Origin of the sequence: Halomonas sp. Bachu 37, from assembly GCF_039691755.1 — a bacterium.
Classification (GTDB): Bacteria; Pseudomonadota; Gammaproteobacteria; order Pseudomonadales; family Halomonadaceae; genus Vreelandella; species Vreelandella kashgarensis.
In genome coordinates this window covers 1,886,504-1,907,538 of sequence record NZ_CP137552.1, presented here as the reverse complement: position 1 = coordinate 1,907,538, position 21,035 = coordinate 1,886,504, and the positions used below count along the sequence as shown (strand labels likewise).

Here is a 21,035-nt window from a genome sequence, read left to right as displayed (position 1 = left end):
GCAATGAAAGTGGTGACCCTCAAGAGTCCCGGTGGTCTGGATAACCTCGCCGTGCAGGATGTTTCTTCGCCCGGCGAGCCGGGACCGGGAGAGATCCGGGTTCGTCTGCATGCCAGCTCGCTCAATTTCCACGATTACGCCGTGGTGGCGGGGATGATTCCCACCGAGGATGGCCGCATCCCGATGTCCGATGGCGCGGGCGTGGTCGAAGCGGTTGGCGAAGGCGTGAGCGAGTTCGCTCAGGGCGATCACGTGGTGTCGACTTTCTTTCCCCATTGGCTGGAAGGGCCGGCACGAGTCGGAGATTTTCGCACTACCCCGGGCGACGGCGTGGATGGCTATGCCCGCGAGCAGGTGGTACGCCCCTGCGAGTGGTTTACCCATCAGCCCAAGAATTTCAGCCACGCCGAATCGGCGACCTTGACCACCGCAGGTCTGACCGCCTGGCGGGCATTGGTCGTAGACGGCGGTATCAAGGCGGGCGATAGTGTACTGGTGCTGGGCACCGGCGGCGTGTCGATCTTTGCCCTGCAGTTTGCCCGCATGATGGGCGCCCGGGTGATTGCCACCTCTTCGTCGGACGAGAAACTTGCGCGGCTTCGTGAAATGGGGGCTGAACATACCATCAACTACAAGGAAGTGCCGGATTGGGGCAAGCGGGTCAAGCAGCTTACCGGTGGCGAAGGCGTCGATCACATCGTGGAAGTGGGCGGTCCCGGCACGCTGCCGCAGTCCTTTGACGCGATAAAAATCGGCGGACATATCGCCCTGATCGGGATACTCACCGGCCGTGAAGGCGAGATACCTACAGCCAAATTGATGGCCAAGCAGGCAAGTTTGAAAGGGTTGATAGTGGGAAGCCGCCGCCACCAGATCGAGATGATTCGAGCCCTGGAAACACTCGATATGCATCCGGTGATCGACCGCAGCTTTGCTCTGGAAGAAATTGCCGACGCGTTCCGCCATCAGGAATCCGGGCGTCACTTCGGCAAGATATGCCTGGAGTTCTAGCGCGAAGTTGCTTATGCCCCTGCGGCCATGACTATGTCAGGGGCGTTGGTCATGAACCATAGCCGTTCATGAACCATAGTTGGTCATGAAGCATAGCAGGGGCGTTCACCGTCACTCCTCCAGGCGGCTATAGACGACGCCCTTGACCTCCACTTCGTAGATATCCTTGTACGGCACGGTAATGCCTTCCACGTCGCCAGGCTTGCCCTGGCTATGCTTCAGGTCGGTTTCAGGGATCACCTTGACGCCCAGCAGGCCGACGTGCTGGATACGAGCGCTGAGGCGATTGCCGTCGTGCTCTACCAGTACGCGTTCGCCGGCGAAGCATCTTTCCAGTTTGTCGTGCAATTCCGATTCGCTGACGTGAACAATGCTCATGGTCGCCTCCTGCGTTGACCAGTAAATGATGGATAACCGGGTGACTCGTTGCTCTCGCAACAAGTTCCTTGTCCGACCCCGAACCGGCTCCGGCAATTGCCCGGCTGCACGGGATCGAAGGCTCCATTATCCAAGCGTAGTTCATGGCGTGGAGGTGTGTTCCCTTCAGCCGCTGCTTTCTAGCTATCGTCTTCGGGCAGCTCGGCGCTGTGATAGACGTTCTGCACGTCTTCGAGGTCATTGAGCGTATTCAACAGCTTCTCGAACATGGCCACGTCCTCGCCCTCCACCGGGGTGGTGGTCTGGGGCAGGAACTGGATCTCGTCGACCTCGAAATCGATATCGCCGAAGGTGTCGAGCAGGGCCTGCTTGGCCTTGGCATAGTCGGTGTGCGGGGCGAAGACCGTGACTTGTCCCGTCTCCTGCTCGATATCGGTGACATCCACATCGGCTTCCATCAACGCTTCGAGCACCGCTTCCTCGTCGTTGCCGGCAAAGGCGAAGATAGCGCAGTGGTCGAACATGTGGCTGACGCTGCCCGGGGTGCCGATCTTGCTCTTGGTCTTGGTGAAGCAGCCGCGCACGTCGCCGAAGGTGCGGTTGGGATTGTCGGTCAGACACTCCACGATCACCATGGCATTACCCGGACCAAACCCTTCGTAGCGAGCCGGGGAGAAATCCTCGCCTCCGGTGCCGCTGGCCTTGTCCAAGGCCTTGTCGATGACATGCGAAGGCACCTGGTCCTTCTTGGCCCGCTCGATCAGGCCCCGTAGCGAGAGGTTGCCGTTGGGGTCGGAGCCGCCGGCCTTGGCGCAGACATAGATCTCGCGCCCGTACTTGCTGTAGACCTTGGTCTTGGCGGCGGCCGTCTTGGCCATGGATTCCTTGCGGTTCTGAAAAGCCCTACCCATGTTGCAGTCCTGTGATTCAGTGCCGGCCACGGCGGAAAGCGTGGCGATGGCGTCGATAAAAGAGAGCAATTTTACGCAACAGCTTATCATGCCGGTAGTGTTATTTGCCCAGCCCCACCTTCTCGTGCCACCACTCGTGCGGGGCAGCGTAACGAGAGGCGGAGTCGACGATTGCTTCCGACCTCCATGTTGAAAATTGCAGTGCTATCATGGCGTTCGCGTCGCTACCCAAGGAGAATTCACATGCCGTTTACCCTGTGGCTGTCATTGGCCGCCATTTGTGCCATGGGCGCGATGTCGCCCGGGCCCAGCCTGGCCCTGGTGTTGCGCCATACCTTGGGCGGAGGCCGCGGCCCGGGTGTCACGGCGGCGCTTTTTCACGCCCTGGGTGTCGGTTTTTATGCCCTGCTGACGGTGTGGGGCCTGGGCGCGGTGATCGTGCGTTTTCCGCTGCTGTTCCAGCTGATTACCTGGGTGGGCGCGGCTTACCTCGCATGGCTTGGAATCAAGGCCCTGCGTGCGGGCAAGGCCGGAGCGATGCAGCCCGGTAGGGTGGCTACCAGCGGTGCGCAGGCCGCGCGCGAGGGCGTGCTGGTGGCGTTGGGCAACCCCAAGTTGATTCTTTTCTTCGTCGCCTTGCTGAGCCAGTTCGTCAGTCCCGACATGTCCACGACGGCCAAGGCGATCATTGTCGCGACGGCGATGATCATCGATGGCGGCTGGTACGTCGTGGTGGCGGTGGCGCTCTCGCACTCCCGGGTGTTGCCGTGGTTGCAGCATCGTGCCCACTGGATTAATCGCATAACCGGCGTACTATTGATCGCCTTGGCCTTGCGTGTGGTGCTCGGACCATTAGGATGAAGAAAAGCGGCTGACCAGCGGGGGCTTGCATGTCGATCCATGACCATGAGTGTTACACCCATCGGGCCGAGCCGTTCAACTTGCATGCTCTGCAGGGCCAGGTATTGCTGGTGGTCAATGTCGCCAGTCGGTGCGGCTTCACTCCACAGCTCAAGGAACTGGAGACCCTATACCAGCGCTATCGCGACAGGGGCTTTACCGTACTGGGATTTCCCTGCAATCAATTCGGCCGGCAAAGCCCCGAAACGGCGGAGGCGTTCTGCGCCTTCGGCGAGCGCAGTTTCGGCGTCACGTTTCCCTTGATGGAAAAGGTGAAGGTCAATGGGCAGGGCACGCATCCGTTGTTCGTCGAGCTGAAGCGAGCGGCTCCCGGGGTAATGGGAACCCGGCTGGTGAAGTGGAACTTCACCAAGTTCCTGGTCTCTCGCGATGGGCAGACGATCACGCGCTTCGGCCCGCGTACTCGAGGAAGAGAACTGCGCCTGGCTCTCGAATACGAGCTCGACCAGCCGTAGCGGGAGACCTGCGTTGCGCGGCGGGCCGCCTCAGTAAGGCAGTTCTCCTCGCGCCACCATCACGCGGTTCATCAGCTCGTTCCAGCGATGGCGCGTCATCATGGTGGTCAGGCCGGAAAACAGCGCCCAGCTCTTGCGCCGCCACCCGGTAAGCCGCAAGTTGTGGCTTACCAGGCGCTGCATCAGCTTGCGGTCGTCGAAACGCCGCCACTCCCCGGCCACCGACATCTGATGACGTGTCATCACCGGCGCCAGTTCCAGGCGGAACATCCATTCGAGCTCCTTGAGCGTCATCTCGTGGGCTTCGATCACTTCCACCATGTGGGCGTAATCGCGCTCGCCGGGCTCCCTGTCCAACCATAGTGGTGCCAGTGCCAGCCACAGCTCACCGCGTTCGTCTACCAACTGTTGTGCATTCATCCGGGTGCCTCTGTTGTCACCGGGGCCGCGCTCGAGCGACCGTGGCGTCATCGTGCCGTGAAAGACGTTTCGGCTCAAGGGCGGACAGCACCGCCAAGGCTCGCTAGAATGGACCCCATCTGTCGATAGCCAACTCTGTCATTGACCATATTGTGAGGTTTCGAGTGATCATCAAGCCCAAGGTTCGCGGTTTCATCTGTACCACCACCCATCCCGTGGGTTGCGAAAAGAACGTACTCGAGCAGATCGAGGCGACACGTGCCCGCAATCTCGACAAGGCGGACGGGCCGAAGCGGGTGCTGGTGATCGGCGCTTCCAGCGGTTATGGCCTGGCGGCTCGCGTCACGGCAGCGTTCGGCTACGGCGCGGACACGCTGGGCGTCTTCTTCGAAAAACCCGGCAGCGAGAAGAAACCGGGCACCGCCGGTTGGTACAACAGCGCCGCCTTCGACAAGTTCGCCAAGCAGGAAGGGCTCTACAGCAAGTCGATCAACGGCGACGCCTTCTCCCACGAGGCGCGCGAAAAAGCCATCGAGCTGATCGAGCAGGACATGGGCCAGGTCGATCTGGTGGTCTATTCGCTGGCCTCGCCGGTGCGCAAGCTACCCGATAGCGGAGAACTCAAACGTTCGGCGCTGAAGCCGATCGGCGAGACCTACCGTGCCACCGCCATCGACACCAACAAGGACGTCATCATCGAAGCCGAAGTCGAGCCCGCCACCGAGCAGGAGATCGAGGATACCAAGGCGGTGATGGGCGGCGAGGATTGGGAGCTTTGGATCGACGCCCTGGACCAGGCGGGCGTGCTCGCGCCCGGCGCGCGTAGCGTGGCCTTCAGTTATATCGGCACCGAAATCACCTGGCCGATCTACTGGCACGGTGCGCTGGGCAAGGCCAAGGAAGACCTCGACCGCGCCGCTGGCGAGATCGACAAGCGCCTCTCCTCCTCTGGCGGCGGTGCCAACGTGGCCGTGCTCAAGTCCGTGGTGACCCAGGCCAGCGCGGCGATTCCGGTCATGCCGCTGTATATCGCCATGGTCTACAAGGTGATGAAGGAGAAGGGGCTGCACGAAGGCACTATCGACCAGCTCAACCGCTTGTTCGCCGATCGGCTTTATACCCAGGAAGCGGGCGGGATGGCTACCGACGAGGCCGGTCGCCTGCGTCTGGACGATTGGGAGCTGCGCGACGACGTGCAGCAAGCCTGCAAGGACCTGTGGCCGAATGTCACCACGGAAAACCTTTTCGAAATTACCGACTATGCTGGTTACAAGCATGAGTTCTTGAAGCTGTTCGGGTTCGAGCGTAAGGATGTGGATTACGATGCAGAAGTGAACCCGGTAGTGGAGTTTGATGTCGTCAACCTGTAAGCCTCGAAAACGGGGCGGTGGCTGGCGGCAGCGAAAGTCAGCAGGAAAGCAGGAGGTAAGTATGGATACCCGGGAAAGCAAGACCAAGCAGGAGCTTAAAGAGCATGCCATGGACGAGCGCATACCCGAGGATTTCGACAAGGCCGAGGCGCATCGACAGCCGGAAGCCAGGAAATCCCCCAATGGCATGCACAAGATGATTCCTATCGCCATCGCCGTGATTGGTGTGGTACTGGTGGGCCTGTTGCTGCTCAACGGAATGGTCGACTGACGCGTTCCGTGGTATCGCGGTTGAATTCTTCACCAAAGAAATGCTAATTGCCGGGCCTGGGGTCCGGCAATTTCATTCAGGCGTCAACGTTTTCGCTTTACGCCACGTTGGCTAGCCAGGGCCGAGCAATTGAGTAAGATGATGGCTGGCTTATTCTGGCGGCTGTCTTCATGCATGACCCAAGCATTGCCCTCCCGACGTCCGGCGTGAGTCGGCGTATCGCGTTCGTCCTGCTGCCGGGATTTTCCCAGTTGGCGCAAGCCTGCGCCCTCGAACCGCTGCACGTGGCCAACCAGCTCGGTGGGCGTCGGTTGTATCAGGCTCTCACCTTCGGTGTAGGAGTCGAGCAGGTACAAAGCAGCGCGGAAGCAACGCTGCTGCCGCGTCACCTGATCAGCGAGCAGGTCGGCTCCCTGGACATGGTGCTGGTCTGCGCCCCGAGCCCGCTGAACAACGGGCTACCACCGGGTCTGGCCGACTGGCTTCATCAGCATGTCGCCCGGGGCTCGGTGGTCGGCGGTATCGCCGGCGGTACCGAGGTGCTGGCACGCTGCGGGTTGCTCGACGGTTATCGCGCCACATTGCCGTGGCAGCGTTTCGATGCCTTTTCTCGCGACTACCCCCACGTCACCCTGTCCCAGCAGCTATTCGAGATCGACCGCGACCGGCTGACCTGTGGCGGCGGCACGGCTGCCATGGACATGATGATGACGCTGATCGGTCGCCATCACGGCCAGCGCCTGGCGGAGCAGGTCTCCGAACACTTCGTCTGCGAGCGTATTCGCCTGGCCGACGAGCGCCAGCACGTCCCGCTGCGCTCACGCCTGGGACATGCCCCGCAAAGCCTGGTGGATGCGGTGACGCTGATGGAAGCCAATATAGAAGAGCCGTTCACCACCCTGGAACTGGCCGAGCACCTGGGGATTTCGCGGCGCCAACTGGAACGCCTATTCAAGAAGTATCTGCAGGCGGTGCCCAGCCGCTATTACCTCGACCTGCGCCTGCAGGAAGCGCGCAAACAGCTGCGCGAGAGCGACAAGCCGGTGGGCGATATCGCGCTGACCACCGGGTTCTCGTCCGGTGCCCATTTTTCCACTGCTTACCGCAATCATTTCGGTTTGACGCCCAGGGAAGAGCGACTGGGTTGACCGCGGCCGAACACGGCGCTTTTCATAATTCCCCGTCCCATTGGTGAAAGCCTGAGCCATGCCAGGCCCCGTATACTGAAATCATCAACCAGTCCCACCGGAGGGAGATTCCATGAGCTACACCCCGACTCGCAGCGATTTCGATCAGTACATGACCCCCAACTACTCGCCTCAGCAGGTCATTCCCGTGCGCGGCGAAGGCAGCCGTCTGTGGGACCAGAAGGGCAAGGAGTACATCGACTTCGCCGGCGGTATCGCGGTGAACTCGCTGGGCCATTGCCATCCGGTACTGGTGAATGCGCTCAAGGAGCAGGGGGATAAGTTATGGCACCTGTCCAACATCTATACCAATGAACCTGCCCTGAAACTTGCCAAGAAACTGGTGGAACGCACCTTCGCCGACAAGGTTTACCTGTGCTCTTCCGGTGGCGAAGCCAATGAAGCCGCGCTGAAGCTGGCCCGCCGTTATGCCGTGGACCACTTTGGTGAAAAGAAAGACAAGATCATCTCGTTTAGCCAGTCTTTCCACGGCCGCACCCTGTTTACGGTCAGTGTCGGCGGCCAACCCAAGTATTCTCAAGGCTTCGGCCCGGTGCCCGGCGGGATTATGCATGCCGAATACAACGACCTGGATAGCGTACGTGCGCTGATGGGCGATGACACTTGCGCCATCATGGTCGAGCCATTGCAGGGTGAGGGTGGCATTCTGCCCGCCAAGCCCGAGTTTCTTAAAGGGCTGCGCGAGCTGTGCGACCAGCACAATGCGCTGCTGGTCTTCGACGAGGTACAAACCGGCGTGGGGCGCTGCGGCACGCTCTATGCCTATGAGCGCTATGGCGTGACGCCCGATATCCTTACCAGCGCCAAATCGCTCGGTGGTGGGTTCCCGATTGGTGCCATGCTGGCAACCGACAACGTGGCGAAGTCGCTCGCCTTTGGTACCCATGGCTCTACCTACGGCGGTAACGCCCTGGGGTCAGCCGTTGCCCTGGCAGCGCTCGAGTTCATCGATACTCCCGAGGTTCTCGAAGGTATCGAAAAGCGTCACGAATTGTTCCGCGAACAGCTGGAGACCATCAACCGCAAGCATGGTGTCTTTCAGGAGATTCGCGGCATGGGACTTCTGATCGGCGCGCAGATGACGCCGCAGTACGAAGGCCGGGCCAAGGATATCCTGCCCCTGGCGATCGAGGAGGGGTTGATGGCGCTGGTAGCCGGCCCCAACGTATTGCGCATGGCGCCTTCGCTGGTGATCCCGGAAAGCGACATCGTCGAAGGCATGGCGCGCCTGGAGCGAGCCATTGAAAAGTTTGTCGCCCAGGCATGAGCGACCACGCCGCATCCCCTGACACGGTGCGCCATGGAGGTATGAACATGCTGGTGATACGCCCCGTCAAGCCCGCCGACCTGCCGGCACTGGAGCGCCTGGCCACCCATGCCACACCGCGTCTGACCAACCTTCCGGCCCACCGTGACCGGCTGGAGGAGCGGATCGCGCGCTCCCAGCGGGCGTTCGGTGGCGAGGTGGATTTTCCCGGCGACGAGCATTACACCTTCGTGCTCGAGGACCGCCAACGCGACGAAGTGCTGGGCACGGCCACGATCCGCGCCCAGGCGGGGGCGCAGGAGGCGTACTACACCTACCGTCAGGAAACCTTGATCCACGCATCCCAGCAGCTCAATGTACGCCGTGAAGTGCAGACCCTGGCGCTCTCCCATGAGGCTTCGGAAGCCAGCCTGCTGTGCGCCTTTTCGCTGGATGCCCGCTATCAGGGCACCACGGCGGAAAGCCTGCTGCGGCGCGCGCGGCTGATGTTCATTGCCCAGTACCCGGAGCGCTTCTCGCGCATCCTGGCGGTGGCCTTTCCCGGTTATCTCACAGCGGAAGGGGAATCGCCGTTCTGGGAAAGCGTGGGCAGCCACTTTTTCGCCCGCAGCTTCCAGGAGATGAATCACATCGCGGGGGTGCGCTCGAAAAGCTTTATCGCTGAAGTGATGCCCCAGTTCCCGCTTTATCTTCCGCTGCTGACGCCCCAGGCCCGGGCAGCCATCGGCCGGGAGCATCCCGCCCATGAGCAGGCGTTGGAAGAAATGCTGGCGGAAGGCTTCGCGCGCTCCCGGCATGTGGACATCTTCGATGCGGGGCCGATCGTCAAGGCCGAGCGCGAACGACTGGAAACCTTTCGCCGTGCCGCCTGGCACCCTGTGCGTATTCGTCCCGAGCACTCCCTGCCCGATGCCGAGCCCGCCATGATCGCCAACCAGAAGCGCGAAGGCTTCTGCTGCATCGTGGCACGGTACGCGCTTTCACCCACTGGCCAGCTGATGCTGTCGCCGGCTCATGCGGAAATCCTCGGGGTCGAGGAGGGCCGTGCCGTGCTGGTGGCTCCCGTGGCGTTACCCGCGGCGGTGGACGCGCTCGAAGAAGGAGAGATGTAATGCGCATTCGTCCCATTGCCCATGGCGATCTCGACGGACTTCAGGCGTTGGCGCAGCAGGCCGGGGTAGGCTTTACCTCGCTGCCGGACAATCGTGAGTTCCTGGCCGGCAAGATCGAAGCGGCAGCCAGCGCATTCGAAGAGCGCACGCCGAAGGATGACCGGCTTTACTTCTTCGTTCTCGAGGATGAAAGCAATGGCGAGCTCGCCGGCTGTTGCGCCATCGAGGGCCAGGTTGGTCGCGAGGTGCCGTTCTACAACTACCGCCTGGGTACGCTGGCGCATTCGTCGGTGCAGCTGGATCTTCACCGCACCATCGACACGCTGTTTCTGAGCTCCGACCATACCGGTGATGCTGAAGTGTGCTCGCTGTTTCTGCGTGCGGAATATCGTGGCGAAGCCAACAAGCATCTGCGCAACGGCGCGCTGCTGTCCAAGGCGCGCTGGCTGTTCATCGCCCAGTTCCGAGATCGCTTCCCGGATAAGGTGCTGGCAGAAATGCGCGGTGTCTTCGATGAGCGCAACAGAAGCCCCTTCTGGGAAAACCTGGGCAAGCACTTCTTTCCCATGGATTTCAGCGAGGCGGACCGGCTGACGGGGCTGGGACAGAAAAGCTTCATCGGCGAGTTGATGCCGAAGTTTCCGATCTATACCACCTTCATGTCAGAAGAGGCCCGCGCCTGCATCGGCCAGGTCCACCGGCATACGCGCCCGGCCCTGGAAATGCTTAGAAAAGAGGGGCTGCGTTGGGAAGGCTATATCGATATCTTCGACGGCGGCCCCACGGTCGAGGCCTACATCGATGATGTTCGCGCGGTAAGGGACTCCGAACTGTACCAGGTGGAAATCTCGCCGCAGATAGACGTCGAAGTGGAGAACCGTTGGCTGGCCGCCACCACCACGCTTAGCGATTTTCGCGCCGCCTGGGTGGGGCGTGGCCCCAGCGAGGATGGCGTGATCCTGTTGAACGAGGAGGAGTCGCGGCGACTGCGAGTCGGCGCGGGCGATACCCTCCGCCTACTGAAAACCTAGGAGAAGCACATGCAAGCCAGACAGCAACTGCTCATCGGCGGCACCTGGGTCGACGGCGAAGCGGAGGCATTCGCCAAGACCGATCCCGTAGGACACGCCGAGCTATGGAAAGGCAAGGGGGCAAGCGCCGCGCAGGTTGCCGACGCTGTCGCTGCCGCCCGCCGGGCATTCCCCGCTTGGGCGCGCACCCCCTTCAGCGAACGCCAGGCGCTGGTCGAAAGTTTCAGCGAGGCACTCACCGAGCGCCGCGAGGATCTGGCCGTGGCCATCGCCGGGGAGACCGGCAAGCCGCTGTGGGAGGCCCGCACCGAAGCGGGCGCCATGATCGGCAAGGTAACGCTTTCGCTCGCCGCCTACCAGGAGCGCACCGGCGAGCGCGAAAAGACGGTGGGGAAAGGCAAGGCGGTATTGCGTCATCGTCCTCACGGCGTAATGGCGGTATACGGCCCGTACAACTTTCCCGGCCACTTGCCCAATGGCCATATGGTGCCTGCCTTGCTGGCGGGCAATACCGTCGTCTTCAAGCCCAGCGAACAGACGCCGCTGACCGCCGACCTGGTGCTGCAGTGCTGGATGGAGGCGGGCCTGCCCGACGGCGTAATCAACCTGGTCCAGGGTGGCGTTTCGGTCGGCCAGGCTTTGGCAGGCGATCCTGGCATCGACGGGCTGTTGTTCACCGGCAGTGCCAAGGTGGGCGGCATGCTGCACAAGCAGCTTGCCGGCCAGATGAGCAAGATCCTGGCGCTGGAACTGGGCGGCAACAACCCGCTGGTGGTGAAAGACGTACCCGATGAGCGGGCGGCGGTGCTGACCATCCTGCAGTCGGCGTTTCTCTCCGGCGGCCAGCGCTGCACCTGCGCCAGAAGGCTGATGGTACCCCAGGGCGAAGCGGGCGACCGATTGATTGACGCCCTGGCGGATGCCATCGACAAGCTGCACGTGGCGGGTCAGTTCGAGGAAGAGCCCGCGCCGTTCTACGGTGGCCTGGTCAGCGTGGCGGCGGCCGACGGCATGCTCCAGGCGCAGGATGAGCTGGAAGCCATGGGCGGTACGGTCATCTCGCGGATGCGCCGCGTGGAGGAGGGCACGAGCCTGATCACTCCCGCGCTGATCGACGTGACCGGCCTGGACGTTCCCGACGAGGAGCACTTCGGCCCGCTGCTGAAGGTCCATCGTTACAGCGACTGGGACGAAGCCATGGCCCTGGCCAACGATACCCGCTACGGGCTTTCCGCCGGGTTGATCGGCGGCGAGCGGGAAGACTGGGAAGAGTTCCTGCTGGGCATTCGCGCCGGCATCGTCAACTGGAATCGCCAGACCACCGGCGCCTCCGGCGATGCGCCCTTCGGCGGCGTGGGCGACAGCGGCAACCATCGCCCCAGCGCCTATTATGCGGCGGACTACTGTGCCTATCCCGTGGCCTCGATGGAAGGGGAGTCTCTGGACATGCCCGATGCGCTGCCACCGGGAGTCACGCTATGACAGCCTCCGTGCGCGAGGTGAATTTCGACGGCTTGGTCGGCCCCACGCATAACTACTCCGGCCTTGCGGTGGGCAACGTGGCCTCGATGAGCCACGGCGGGCTGGTGTCGAACCCGAAAGAGGGTGCGCTTCAGGGGCTCGAGAAAATGAAATCCTTGATGGATGCAGGCTACGCCCAGGGCGTATTGCCGCCGCAGCAGCGCCCGGATGTCAGCGCGCTGCGGGATCTGGGCTTCAGCGGCAGCAACCGCGAGGTGCTGTCCCGCGCCGCTGCCGATGCTCCGCAACTGTTGCGGGCGGTGTGTTCCGCCTCCAGCATGTGGACGGCCAACGCTGGCACCGTGACGCCGAGTCAGGACGCGCCGGATCGTCGGGTTCATTTCACCCCGGCGAATCTGCAGTCCAGCTTCCATCGGTTTCTCGAGCCGCAAACCACCGGCCGAGTGCTGCAAGCGATCTTTCGCGATGAGCGGCACTTCGCCCACCACCCGGTACTGCCCGCGACGCCGGCGTTTTCCGACGAAGGCGCCGCCAACCACACCCGCCTGTGCGGCGAGTATGGCGAGCCGGGAGTCCACCTCTTCGTATATGGCCGCCAGGCGTTTGGTGACGTGCGTAGCGGTGAGCGCGAACCGAAACGCTATCCGGCCCGGCAAACCCTGGAAGCCAGCCAGGCAGTGGCCCGCCAGCACGGGCTAAGCGATGCCCAAACGGTGTTTGCCCAGCAGCATCCGGACGCCATCGACGCGGGCGTGTTCCACAACGACGTGATTGCAGTGGGCAACGGCCCCGTGCTGCTCTACCACGAGATGGCGTTTCTGGATGAAGCGCGAACGCTCGATGAGCTGCGCGACAAGATGACCACGCCCTTGATTCCGGTGCGTGTGCCCCAGGAAGCGGTAATCATGGAAGATGCGGTGGCCTCGTATCTGTTCAACTCCCAGCTGCTCTCCAACCCCGATGGCACCATGACCCTGGTAGTGCCCGGCGAATGCCAGGAGAATGAGGCGGTGTGGCGTACTATTCAGGACCATCTTCTGGCGGGCAACAACCCCATCGGTGAAGTGATCGTCAAGGACGTCAAGCAGAGCATGCGCAACGGTGGTGGCCCCGCCTGCCTGCGCTTGCGCGTGGTGCTTTCCGAAGCGGAACGTGCTGCACTCAGCGGACGCGTGCTGCTCACCAATGAGCTTTTCGAGGACCTCACCGCCTGGGTAAACCGCCACTACCGCGACCGCCTCGCCCCGGAAGACCTCGCCGACCCCGAGCTTGCGGCAGAATCTCTCGCTGCACTGGATGAGCTGACGCAGCTGTTGAAGATTGGCTCGGTCTATCCGTTTCAGTTGGCGTAGTGGGCAGGGAATCTTGCCGAAAGTTAACGCCAAGGGAAACGTCTTGGCGTTAACGGATAGAACTTACCTCTTGCTATCAGCCTGCCCCAAGCCCCTGGGGTTCAAACGCATCTGACCAGATGACGCAGCGATTACGACCGCGATACTTGGCTCGATAAAGCGCTTCATCCGCGAGCCGAAGCAGCTTTTTCGGGTCCTCGGTATGATCCGGATAGGTGGCTATTCCGCAGGAGAGGGTAATGCGTCCCAGCGGCGTTCCCTGATAGATCAAAGATTTCTGCGCCATCGCGTCCAGCATGGCATCGGCGCGGGACTCGGCGACGTCGACGCAAGTGGATGGGAGCAGGGCGACGAACTCTTCGCCTCCAAAGCGGCAGACAACGTCCAGGCCTCGAAAGTGCTGCTTGAGCATCGATGCGATTTCCACCAGCACTGAGTCCCCTGCCTCGTGGCCGAAGTGGTCGTTAACATGCTTGAAGTGATCCACATCCAGTACCAGCAGTGATAGATGGCTGCCATTTTGACGAGCCCGGCGGTACTCATGGTCAAAAACTGTATCGAAATGGCGTCGATTGTGCAGGCCGGTGAGCGGGTCCTGCAACGAAAGCCCTTTCAGCTCCTGAACGAGCCTGTCGAGCTCTGCCGTGCGCGATGCCACTTGTTGCTCGAGGGTTTCATTGGCCATCGCCAGTTGTCGTTGGGTACTTCGATAATGCCATATGAGAATCGCGGCACTGGCCAGGGAAAAGGCAAGGGTGCCGTAGCTCAAAGGAACGGAGCGCCAGGATAAGAATCCGTGGGCTACCAGCATGTCGGCCAGCAGCAGCGGGGCGAAAAAGGTGAAGCTCAACACCAGTAGGCGCTGCTCAAGACTCAACTGACGAAAGCGGAACAGCGCAAGTAGCAGCATGGCCGGCAGGGTGACGGCGAGCAGCGCATCGAAGACCGGGAAGGTCAGCGAGAGGCTGATGATGCCAAACTGAACCAAGCCGATAGCGCTCACCAGGAAGGCCAGGTGTATTATCCACAGCCGGGTCAACCAGCGCCTGGCTGTGCCTTCGAGCCAGTGGCTCAGCAGTAGTCCCAGCGCGACGGGTAGAGTGTAGTAACTGCCTGCCCGCAGCGTATCCCAGGCCAGGGCTCCGTCGGCAATCAGTTGTCGAGCCGGTGCCTCGGCGATAAGCATGAGCCCCGATGCATAGGCGAATAGCGCGATGGTGCCAAACCCCCGCCGTTCCGGCCCGATGAGCGCAAAGATCGTCGCCAATATCGCCAAGACCAATACGAGTGCGCTTATCGCAAGGTCCTGGGCCGATTGCTTCAGGACCTGCATGAGCACATCGATGCGCTCCATTATCTGGACCTCGCCCCACAGGCCGATATCGGTGTAATAGGAGAACACCCGTAGGTACAAAGGCTTGCCGGCTGCGTCTTCAGACAGGTCGATCATATGCCAAGGCCAGCCGGCAAAGTCGCCTCGTCCCTGGGCATCGAATTCCCCGTACTGATAAATCAGCTCATCGCCCAGGTAGACCTGGGCGATCAGGTCGATACTGGTTATGTAGAGAACGGGGTCATTCCACTCGCCTACAGGCAGCATGGTGCGAAACCACGCATGTTCATGGCCTTCACGCTGTGGTGGGTTGGCGGGAAAATCGATCGGGAGCCAGTCTGTCGAGCCGTCGCGCAGCCACAAGGGCTTTGCCACTTCATCCAGCGGAGAATCTCCCCAGCGGTATTCCCAATCGTATAGCGGCTGAATCGAGTCGGCTTGCAGAAGACTAGGCACCACCACCAGCATAGCCACGGTCATGATCGACAGCATGCCTTGGCATATGGCGAACCCACGTTTCAGCATGGTGGATGTCCTGGTCTGCTAGTCATTATTGTTCTACTGATAAAAGGCCATCACTGGATCATAGCTTATAGTGATCGCTTGCCGCACTGTCTACCCGCCACTGAGCAAATACCCGCCACTGAGCAAACCGCCTTGGCTAACGCTTGTTGGTTGCGCTTGTATACGCACAGCTCTCTACCCAATAATGACGCCACGTTACGTCCCGGTCTCGGCCGAGACGTAACTTCTTTTACCTTCTTTATCTTTCGACACAGGAGCCGGGTGTGACGGGATTGGTGTACTGGCTGGATATGGCCGGGGTCATCGTGTTTGCGCTTTCCGGGGTTATCCTGGCCTGCCGTTCGCGCATGGACCCCTTCGGCATGCTGGTCCTGGCCGCCGTGACGGGGATCGGTGGCGGCACGCTGCGGGATCTGGTATTGGGCGTGCGTCCGGTATTCTGGGTATCTGATCCCACCTATCTATGGGTGATCCTGGCGACTGTCGGCGTGTCGTTGGTCGGGTTCCACTATATTCACCGGCTTTCACGCGGCTTCCTGCCGGTGGCGGATGCTTTCGGCCTGGCCCTGTTTACCGTCATCGGGACTCACAAGGCCTTGCTTCTGGGCAGCCCCGGGGTGGTCGCGGTACTCATGGGGTTGTTGACCGGAGTGGCCGGCGGCATGGTGCGGGATGTACTGGCGCGCCGGGTACCCATGGTATTGCGCGAAGAGGTGTACGCCACTGCTTCCATCGCCGGCGGTATCGCCTATGTGGTGCTGACCTGGCTGGGTGTCGCGATGATCGGCAGCATCGGCGCAGCGCTGAGCCTGACTCTGGGGCTGCGTCTGGCGGCAATCTACTGGCAGCTTTCCCTGCCGGTGTTTGCCTGGGTCTCGATTCCTCCTCGGCAGAGCCAGAATGATGATAGCCGCACAAGCCAAGTCCAGCAGGCCAAGGAACGAGTGCGGATGATTCGCCGCACCCGGAAACGGCGCTAGTTATCTCGTGTCTCCTGGGCGGCGCGCCAATCTTGGAACCATTGCCCGGCATTGATCAGCTTGAGCGAAGGCGAGCCCCGTTCCAGTTCCACGCCGACTCCGATAGCACCCAGCCGGGCATAGAGCGCACCGCTGGGTTTCTTGCCGGCTAGCACCAAGTCGGCAAGCAGATGCAGGTTATGTCCGCGCAGGTCGATGTCGCTGAGTCTTGCCGTATCGTCTATCGACAATTGCGCGCTCCCCTGGATATTGCGCACATCGATCAGCCGGGCCAGCCAGCCGTTGTCGCGAGCGCGCTCCAGAAACAAGCGCGCCAGCAAGCCGGTATCGCGCATGGCCAGGCGCAGGTGGCTGTCGAGAGTGAACGGCTGGGTCCAGTGCAGGTCGGCTTGTTCGAGATCGAGCTGTACCCACCAGCCGGCATCACGCAGCAGGTCGCTATCCACCCGTGAGACGTTCTCCAGGCGCAGGTGCGAATTATCCGCGGTGAAGCGGCGCTGCTCCAGGTCACCGTCGCTTAGCTGAAGCGTTAGATGAAGATCACCGCGTAGATGCTGGTCGGCCACGGCGATTTCCGCGCCGAAGGCGTGCAGCTCCAGGTCGCCCTTGGCCTCGAGGCCATCCAGCTGCAACTCGCTGCGTAGACTGGCTTCGCCACCGAGCAGGGTGATGCCCGCGTCGTCCGGCAGGTAAGCGTTATAGCGTGACAGGTCGGGTACTTCGGTGATGGGCAAAGTGATTCGGGTAAGAAAGTCCTCGGGCTCCGGGGTGCCCGGCAGCGCCGAGAAGCGCCGGGTTTCGGTGGTCAGCGCCAGGTGTCGCCCCTGCAGATGGGCTTGTGATTCGTCTTGCCGGCGCAGCTCGAAACGCGGCAAGCCCAAGGTGAGTTGCGCATGTTCGGGTGCGTCGACCTGGGCCGTTAGCTGTCCTCGGCCGCTGGCCCGATGATCGACGAAATCGATCTGAAGGTCATCGGCTTCGACTCGCAAGCGGCTACCGAGAAGGGGTCGGTCGTCCTCGAAGGCGAGTTTGGCGAACAGCTGGCCGTTGCCTGCGATCTCGAGTCCATGTTCGGAGGGCAGAAAGGCGTTGATGAAGCCGATGCGATGCACGCTACCCTCCAGCTCGAGCTCCCCGCTGGGCACGTCGCCACGTCGCCGAAAGCGTCCCTCGCGTAGCGCCAGGATGGTCTCCAGCGCATTGTCCTGGGCGCCATTGCTCGCGCTTTGCCACACCAGCCGACTGCCGCTGATATCGAGACGGCTGCCATCCAGCGCGGCGTCGCGAACGTCCAGCGAGAGTTCCAGCTCGCTGGTGAGCTGCTGCTCCATTAGTCGTGTCTGCAGCTGGCTGCCCTGCAGGTGCAGGGTACCTTGCAGGCGTTCGTCTTCCATCTCGAGGCGGCCGTGGCTACGAGCACCGCCGCTTACCAGGGCAAGGGGCGAGGGGTCTGGCAGATAGGGTGCGAGATAGGGCTGTAGCGCAGCAATATCGGGTAGCCGGGCGTTTTCCCAGCGCAGCACGGCCCGGGTTTCTGCCAAGGTGTGATGGGACTCGACGGCACTGCTCGCCTGCAGATGAAGATCGGCTTGTCGCAGCAACATTCGCCCTACGTGTGCGAACTCGGCATCGCTCAAGCGGCTCTCGAGGGTGGCGGTACCATCCGCTTCCAACCGAGCTTCCAGCACCCCTTGGCCGCGTGCGGTGAACGCCTGAGTCGTGGCGCTCAACTGCTCCGCCTCGATGTTCAGCTCAGCCCTTTCGAGTTCGCTCCTGATGAAGGCAGCTCGTGTCTCAAGCCGGCCTTGGCCGCGAAGGGCCAGCTTGCGTTCGCCGCTTATCTCAGTCAGGTAGGGGTCGAGCATATCCAGGCGGGTGACGTCCCCGGCAAGGTGTATCTCGGTCCGCTCTGGAACGTCCAGGCTGTCGAGGTCTTGGTTGGGCCAGCGGGCGGTGATTGCCAGTTCGGCATCGCGGGCGTAGGCTTTGACCTCTCGCTCTTCTTCATCATTGTCGACACTGACTTGCTCCAGGCGGACGGCGAAGACGAGCTGCTCGGGGTCGGCGGTGGCTACACGCAAGCTCACGTCGCCACTTCCTTGCGCATGGTGGGTTGGGTAGCCATCACGCGGGTTGTCCATCTCGACGCGCAGGCGTGGCGAATGGAGCACGGCGTGGCTCGGCGCCTGAAGAATCCCGCGGTCCATCTTCAAATCGCTTGCAAGCTCGCCGCGGCCGGAAATGGAAAGCCCCGGCACCCCGCGCAGGTAAGGGTTGAACACCTCCCAGGCATCGGCACGGGCGGTGAGCGCGAGTTCGCCGGAAAGCGCTTTTAGTGCCTCCGTACCGGTTTGGGAGCTCGCAACGGGGGCAAGTGACAGTTCGCTTTCCAGGGTGATGTCCCGCGCCAGGCGTTCTCCCTCGGCATGGCCCTGAATACTGTCGCTGCCCTGAGTACTGTCGCTGCCCTGAGTACTGTCGCTGCCCTGTACCTTGTCGCGGCGATGGACACTGCCGTCGGTGAGGTTCAGGGCCAAGCGGGGGATCTCGATCTGAAGTGGCGTGAACGTCCCCTGCAACTGCAGGCGCCCATCGCCGCGCAGGTCGTAGTTGTCCACCGTCAAGCGGCGAATGCCCCGCGCATCGAGGGATTCGACCTGCAACTCGCGGCGCAGCAACGCCCACAGCGAGAGCTCGAGCGAGGCGCTGTCCGCCTCCAGGGCCAACGGTAGTTCACTATCGCCGTTGGCCAGACGCAGCCCTTCCAGCTCCCAGCGGCCGGGATGACGGCTAGTGCCGCTTTCCCAGTCGATTTCGATGCCCTCCATCTGCGACAGGCGCTGGGGTAGCCAGTCGCTGTTGAGCAGCCAGTGGCTGCCTCCCCACCAAAGCGCCACCAGGATGATCAATACGCCGCCGGCCCATTTCCAGGCGGGATGAATCCTGCGACGGGAGTTACGCGAAGCATCGGGAGTGGCGGGCATGGAGATGGCTTCCTTATCTGGTCGCCTTGCGCTTGGTTCCTGTTGACGCTTGGCTCCTGTTGACTGAAGTTTTATGGCATTATGCGCGGCGTTGTGTGTTTATTTGATCTCGTTTCCAACGCTAGGCATAGGCAGGCACCAAACGCATGTTCGAAGAATTCTATTCGCAGCGCGGCGAGAAAGTGGTGATCTCCGCGGAGCAGGGCAGCCATTTCGCCAAGGGCGTGGCCGGTGATTACAATCCGATTCACAACCCGGATGCGCGGCGTTTCTGTGTGCCCGGCGATCTGTTGTTTGCCCTGGTGCTTTCGCGTTTCGGCCTGTCCCGTCACATGCAGTTTCATTTTCTGGCCATGGTCGGTGCCGATACTCCGCTGGGCTTCGAAGAGCAGGCCAATGGCGATATCCATGTCTGTGACGATAACGGAAAACGCTATCTGGAAGTAACCCGTCGCGGCGTAACCACTCACGATGCCACTGCCATCGAAGCGTTCGCCCGCTGCTACGTGGCGTTTTCGGGCAAGAATTTCCCCCATTACCTCAAGCCATTGATGGAAGAGCACGGGGTGATGTTCAATCCCAAGCGCCCCCTGGTGATCTACGACAACATGGGCTTTTCCCTGGAGCGGCTGGACGGCCTCACTCCGAGTCTGGCGTTGACCCGCTCCTCGCTGGACGTTACCGGCAAGCGCGCCGATGCCCTGCTGGAATTCTCCATCGACTCGGATGGTTCACCCCTGGGCGTGGGCTCCAAGAAGCTGGTGGTAAGCGGGCTGTGCGATTACGACGCCACCGCCATGGACGATATCGTGAAGGAGTTCTACCGGCTCAAGGCGGCCTACGAGAACGCCTAGGGCCTGCTGATGTTTCGCTCACGGCTGCCTTCAACGCAGCCGCTGGGGTATTCTTGAGTCAGAAGCGTCAAGAACCAAAAACATTCTAACTAAACGAGAGAAGACGCCTCGATGCGTCTTCCGCGCTGGACAGATACGAGGCTCCGCATGAACCTGAACAAGACGATAGTGCTCACGGCTGTAGGCGCCGCTTGCGCCGTGACTGCCTTGAACGCCCAGGCCCGGGATTTTCGCCTGGGTCTGATCACCCCGGCCCAGCACCTGTGGTCGACCGAGGCCGAGGCCTTCGCCGAGAGCCTGAACGAGCGCTCCGCGGGTGAGCACAGCGTGACCGTGTATCCCGCTCAGCAGCTGGGCAACGAGGCGCAGATGGTTCAGCAGTTGCAGACCGGCGCCCTGGATATGGCGTTCTTGACCATCGCCGAGATTTCCAACCGCATTCCCGATTTCGGCGCGCTTTACGCCCCGTACCTGGTGGATGACGTCAATCACGCCGCGCGCTTGCTGCGCTCGGATGCCGCCGACGAACTGCTCGATCTGATGCCGCAGGGCGTCGGTCTGGTCGGGCTGGGCTACGGCATGGTCGGAATGCGCCAGGTACTCAGCCGCGATCCTATCGAGTCGGCTCAGGACATGAGCGGTCAGCGGCTGCGGATTACCCCCTTCGAGCCGATTCGCGACTTCTATACCGCCACCGGTGCGGCGCCGGCGCCGATGCCGCTGCTGGAAGTCTACGATGCCCTGGCCAACGGCCAGGTGGATGCCATCGACATGGATTTCGATTCCATCCTGATTCTCAAGTTTTATGAGCAGGCGGATAACCTGCTGATCTCCAATCATATGATGTTCCCCATGGTGGGCGTGGTCTCGGGTCGCGTCTGGCGCGATCTGGACGATGACGACCGCGAGCTGATCGAAACCACCATGGCCGAGCACCTGGAGAACGTGCTGGTCGGCTTCGAGCAGATGGATGCCGACCAGGAAGAGGAGATCCGCTCGCTGGATATCAATATCGTCGAGGCGGATGCCGAGTTCTTCTCCGAAGCCATTGCCGAATGGGAGAGCATCTGGGCGCCCAAGGCCCCGATGCTGGAGACCCTGCGCGAGGAAGCCGAGCGCCTGCGCGATCAGGCTCGCTGACTTTCAGGCAAAGCCTGACCTTCTGGATGA

The 21,035-nt window shown here is 61.8% G+C and carries 19 protein-coding genes; 14 read left to right on the top strand and 5 right to left on the bottom strand.

Going from position 1 to position 21,035, the window contains the following annotated elements; genetic code table 11:
- Positions 1-3: 3 nt before the first annotated feature.
- Positions 4-1,011, top strand: coding sequence for an NAD(P)-dependent alcohol dehydrogenase (locus R5M92_RS08740; RefSeq protein ID WP_346795537.1), 1,008 nt, complete (start codon positions 4-6; stop codon positions 1,009-1,011).
- Positions 1,012-1,122: 111 nt separating this feature from the next.
- Here R5M92_RS08740 and R5M92_RS08735 read toward each other — a convergent pair whose 3' ends face one another.
- Both R5M92_RS08735 and R5M92_RS08730 read right to left on the bottom strand, forming a co-directional pair.
- The gene (locus tag R5M92_RS08735) at positions 1,123-1,389 is read right to left on the bottom strand and encodes a hypothetical protein (RefSeq protein ID WP_346795536.1); all 267 of its coding nucleotides are present in this window, start codon (positions 1,387-1,389) and stop codon (positions 1,123-1,125) included.
- A 179-nt stretch (positions 1,390-1,568) separates the two neighbouring features.
- Positions 1,569-2,300, bottom strand: a complete 732-nt coding sequence (locus R5M92_RS08730) for a YebC/PmpR family DNA-binding transcriptional regulator (protein WP_346795535.1) — start codon at positions 2,298-2,300, stop codon at positions 1,569-1,571.
- A 243-nt stretch (positions 2,301-2,543) separates the two neighbouring features.
- Here R5M92_RS08730 and R5M92_RS08725 point away from each other — a divergent pair, with 243 nt between their 5' ends.
- Together R5M92_RS08725 and R5M92_RS08720 are read left to right on the top strand one after the other, a co-directional pair.
- Entirely contained in the window at positions 2,544-3,161 is a 618-nt protein-coding gene (locus R5M92_RS08725; RefSeq protein ID WP_346795533.1) for a LysE family translocator, read from the top strand.
- Between the two features lie 29 nt (positions 3,162-3,190).
- Positions 3,191-3,676, top strand: a complete 486-nt coding sequence (locus R5M92_RS08720; protein WP_346795532.1) for a glutathione peroxidase — start codon at positions 3,191-3,193, stop codon at positions 3,674-3,676.
- Positions 3,677-3,706: 30 nt separating this feature from the next.
- Here the strand turns inward: R5M92_RS08720 and R5M92_RS08715 are convergent, their stop codons facing one another.
- Positions 3,707-4,096 (bottom strand): DUF7079 family protein, encoded by a 390-nt coding sequence (locus tag R5M92_RS08715; protein ID WP_346795531.1) that lies wholly within the window; start codon positions 4,094-4,096, stop codon positions 3,707-3,709.
- Positions 4,097-4,260: 164 nt separating this feature from the next.
- Between R5M92_RS08715 and fabV the strand changes: the two genes are divergently transcribed.
- The 8 genes from fabV (at position 4,261) to astB (ending at position 13,189) form a co-directional block, all read left to right on the top strand.
- Positions 4,261-5,466, top strand: a complete 1,206-nt coding sequence (gene fabV / locus R5M92_RS08710) for an enoyl-ACP reductase FabV (RefSeq protein ID WP_346795530.1) — start codon at positions 4,261-4,263, stop codon at positions 5,464-5,466.
- 61 nt (positions 5,467-5,527) lie between these two features.
- Complete coding sequence (locus R5M92_RS08705; RefSeq protein ID WP_346795529.1) at positions 5,528-5,737, top strand: hypothetical protein; 210 nt, start codon at positions 5,528-5,530, stop codon at positions 5,735-5,737.
- Positions 5,738-5,907: 170 nt separating this feature from the next.
- Positions 5,908-6,885: a GlxA family transcriptional regulator gene (locus R5M92_RS08700; RefSeq protein ID WP_346795528.1), complete on the top strand. Its 978-nt coding sequence runs from the start codon at positions 5,908-5,910 to the stop codon at positions 6,883-6,885.
- Positions 6,886-6,997: 112 nt separating this feature from the next.
- Positions 6,998-8,212 (top strand): aspartate aminotransferase family protein, encoded by a 1,215-nt coding sequence (locus tag R5M92_RS08695; protein WP_346795526.1) that lies wholly within the window; start codon positions 6,998-7,000, stop codon positions 8,210-8,212.
- Positions 8,213-8,259: 47 nt separating this feature from the next.
- A complete protein-coding gene (locus tag R5M92_RS08690) occupies positions 8,260-9,324 on the top strand; it encodes an arginine N-succinyltransferase (RefSeq protein ID WP_346795525.1) in 1,065 nt (354 codons plus the stop codon).
- A complete protein-coding gene (astA, locus tag R5M92_RS08685) occupies positions 9,324-10,355 on the top strand; it encodes an arginine N-succinyltransferase (protein ID WP_346795523.1) in 1,032 nt (343 codons plus the stop codon). The genes R5M92_RS08690 and astA overlap by 1 nt, the downstream gene beginning before the upstream one ends.
- Before the next feature lie 9 nt (positions 10,356-10,364).
- On the top strand, positions 10,365-11,837 hold the full coding sequence (gene astD, locus R5M92_RS08680; RefSeq protein WP_346795522.1) for a succinylglutamate-semialdehyde dehydrogenase: 1,473 nt from the start codon (positions 10,365-10,367) through the stop codon (positions 11,835-11,837).
- Positions 11,834-13,189, top strand: coding sequence for an N-succinylarginine dihydrolase (gene astB, locus R5M92_RS08675; protein ID WP_346795521.1), 1,356 nt, complete (start codon positions 11,834-11,836; stop codon positions 13,187-13,189). The genes astD and astB overlap by 4 nt, the downstream gene beginning before the upstream one ends.
- Positions 13,190-13,265: 76 nt before the next feature.
- Here astB and R5M92_RS08670 read toward each other — a convergent pair whose 3' ends face one another.
- The gene (locus R5M92_RS08670; protein ID WP_346795520.1) at positions 13,266-15,047 is read right to left on the bottom strand and encodes a GGDEF domain-containing protein; all 1,782 of its coding nucleotides are present in this window, start codon (positions 15,045-15,047) and stop codon (positions 13,266-13,268) included.
- Between the two features lie 263 nt (positions 15,048-15,310).
- On the opposite strand from R5M92_RS08670, the gene R5M92_RS08665 reads away from it, so the two are divergent.
- Positions 15,311-16,027, top strand: coding sequence for a trimeric intracellular cation channel family protein (locus tag R5M92_RS08665; RefSeq protein ID WP_346795519.1), 717 nt, complete (start codon positions 15,311-15,313; stop codon positions 16,025-16,027).
- On the opposite strand, the gene R5M92_RS08660 is transcribed toward R5M92_RS08665, so the two are convergent.
- Positions 16,024-19,011 carry a hypothetical protein gene (locus tag R5M92_RS08660; protein WP_346795518.1) on the bottom strand — a complete coding sequence of 996 codons (2,988 nt, stop codon included), beginning with the start codon at positions 19,009-19,011 and terminating at the stop codon, positions 16,024-16,026. The genes R5M92_RS08665 and R5M92_RS08660 overlap by 4 nt on opposite strands.
- A 146-nt stretch (positions 19,012-19,157) precedes the next feature.
- Between R5M92_RS08660 and R5M92_RS08655 the strand changes: the two genes are divergently transcribed.
- Entirely contained in the window at positions 19,158-19,865 is a 708-nt protein-coding gene (locus R5M92_RS08655; protein WP_346795517.1) for a DUF3581 family protein, read from the top strand.
- Between the two features lie 147 nt (positions 19,866-20,012).
- Complete coding sequence (locus tag R5M92_RS08650) at positions 20,013-21,005, top strand: TRAP transporter substrate-binding protein (protein WP_346795516.1); 993 nt, start codon at positions 20,013-20,015, stop codon at positions 21,003-21,005.
- Positions 21,006-21,035 lie beyond the last annotated feature (30 nt).

Bases quoted from the DNA above. Each gene is read 5' to 3' on its own strand.
- R5M92_RS08650 (WP_346795516.1), top strand. From the start codon at position 20,013: ATGAACCTGAACAAGACGATAGTGCTCACGGCTGTAGGCGCCGCTTGC.
- R5M92_RS08730 (WP_346795535.1), bottom strand. From the start codon at position 2,300: ATGGGTAGGGCTTTTCAGAACCGCAAGGAATCCATGGCCAAGACGGCC.
- R5M92_RS08705 (WP_346795529.1), top strand. From the start codon at position 5,528: ATGGATACCCGGGAAAGCAAGACCAAGCAGGAGCTTAAAGAGCATGCC.
- astD (WP_346795522.1), top strand. From the start codon at position 10,365: ATGCAAGCCAGACAGCAACTGCTCATCGGCGGCACCTGGGTCGACGGC.
- R5M92_RS08725 (WP_346795533.1), top strand. From the start codon at position 2,544: ATGCCGTTTACCCTGTGGCTGTCATTGGCCGCCATTTGTGCCATGGGC.
- astA (WP_346795523.1), top strand. From the start codon at position 9,324: ATGCGCATTCGTCCCATTGCCCATGGCGATCTCGACGGACTTCAGGCG.
- R5M92_RS08695 (WP_346795526.1), top strand. From the start codon at position 6,998: ATGAGCTACACCCCGACTCGCAGCGATTTCGATCAGTACATGACCCCC.
- R5M92_RS08670 (WP_346795520.1), bottom strand. From the start codon at position 15,047: ATGCTGAAACGTGGGTTCGCCATATGCCAAGGCATGCTGTCGATCATG.
- R5M92_RS08715 (WP_346795531.1), bottom strand. From the start codon at position 4,096: ATGAATGCACAACAGTTGGTAGACGAACGCGGTGAGCTGTGGCTGGCA.
- R5M92_RS08720 (WP_346795532.1), top strand. From the start codon at position 3,191: ATGTCGATCCATGACCATGAGTGTTACACCCATCGGGCCGAGCCGTTC.
- R5M92_RS08735 (WP_346795536.1), bottom strand. From the start codon at position 1,389: ATGAGCATTGTTCACGTCAGCGAATCGGAATTGCACGACAAACTGGAA.
- R5M92_RS08660 (WP_346795518.1), bottom strand. From the start codon at position 19,011: ATGCCCGCCACTCCCGATGCTTCGCGTAACTCCCGTCGCAGGATTCAT.
- R5M92_RS08700 (WP_346795528.1), top strand. From the start codon at position 5,908: ATGCATGACCCAAGCATTGCCCTCCCGACGTCCGGCGTGAGTCGGCGT.
- R5M92_RS08690 (WP_346795525.1), top strand. From the start codon at position 8,260: ATGCTGGTGATACGCCCCGTCAAGCCCGCCGACCTGCCGGCACTGGAG.
- R5M92_RS08655 (WP_346795517.1), top strand. From the start codon at position 19,158: ATGTTCGAAGAATTCTATTCGCAGCGCGGCGAGAAAGTGGTGATCTCC.
- R5M92_RS08740 (WP_346795537.1), top strand. From the start codon at position 4: ATGAAAGTGGTGACCCTCAAGAGTCCCGGTGGTCTGGATAACCTCGCC.
- astB (WP_346795521.1), top strand. From the start codon at position 11,834: ATGACAGCCTCCGTGCGCGAGGTGAATTTCGACGGCTTGGTCGGCCCC.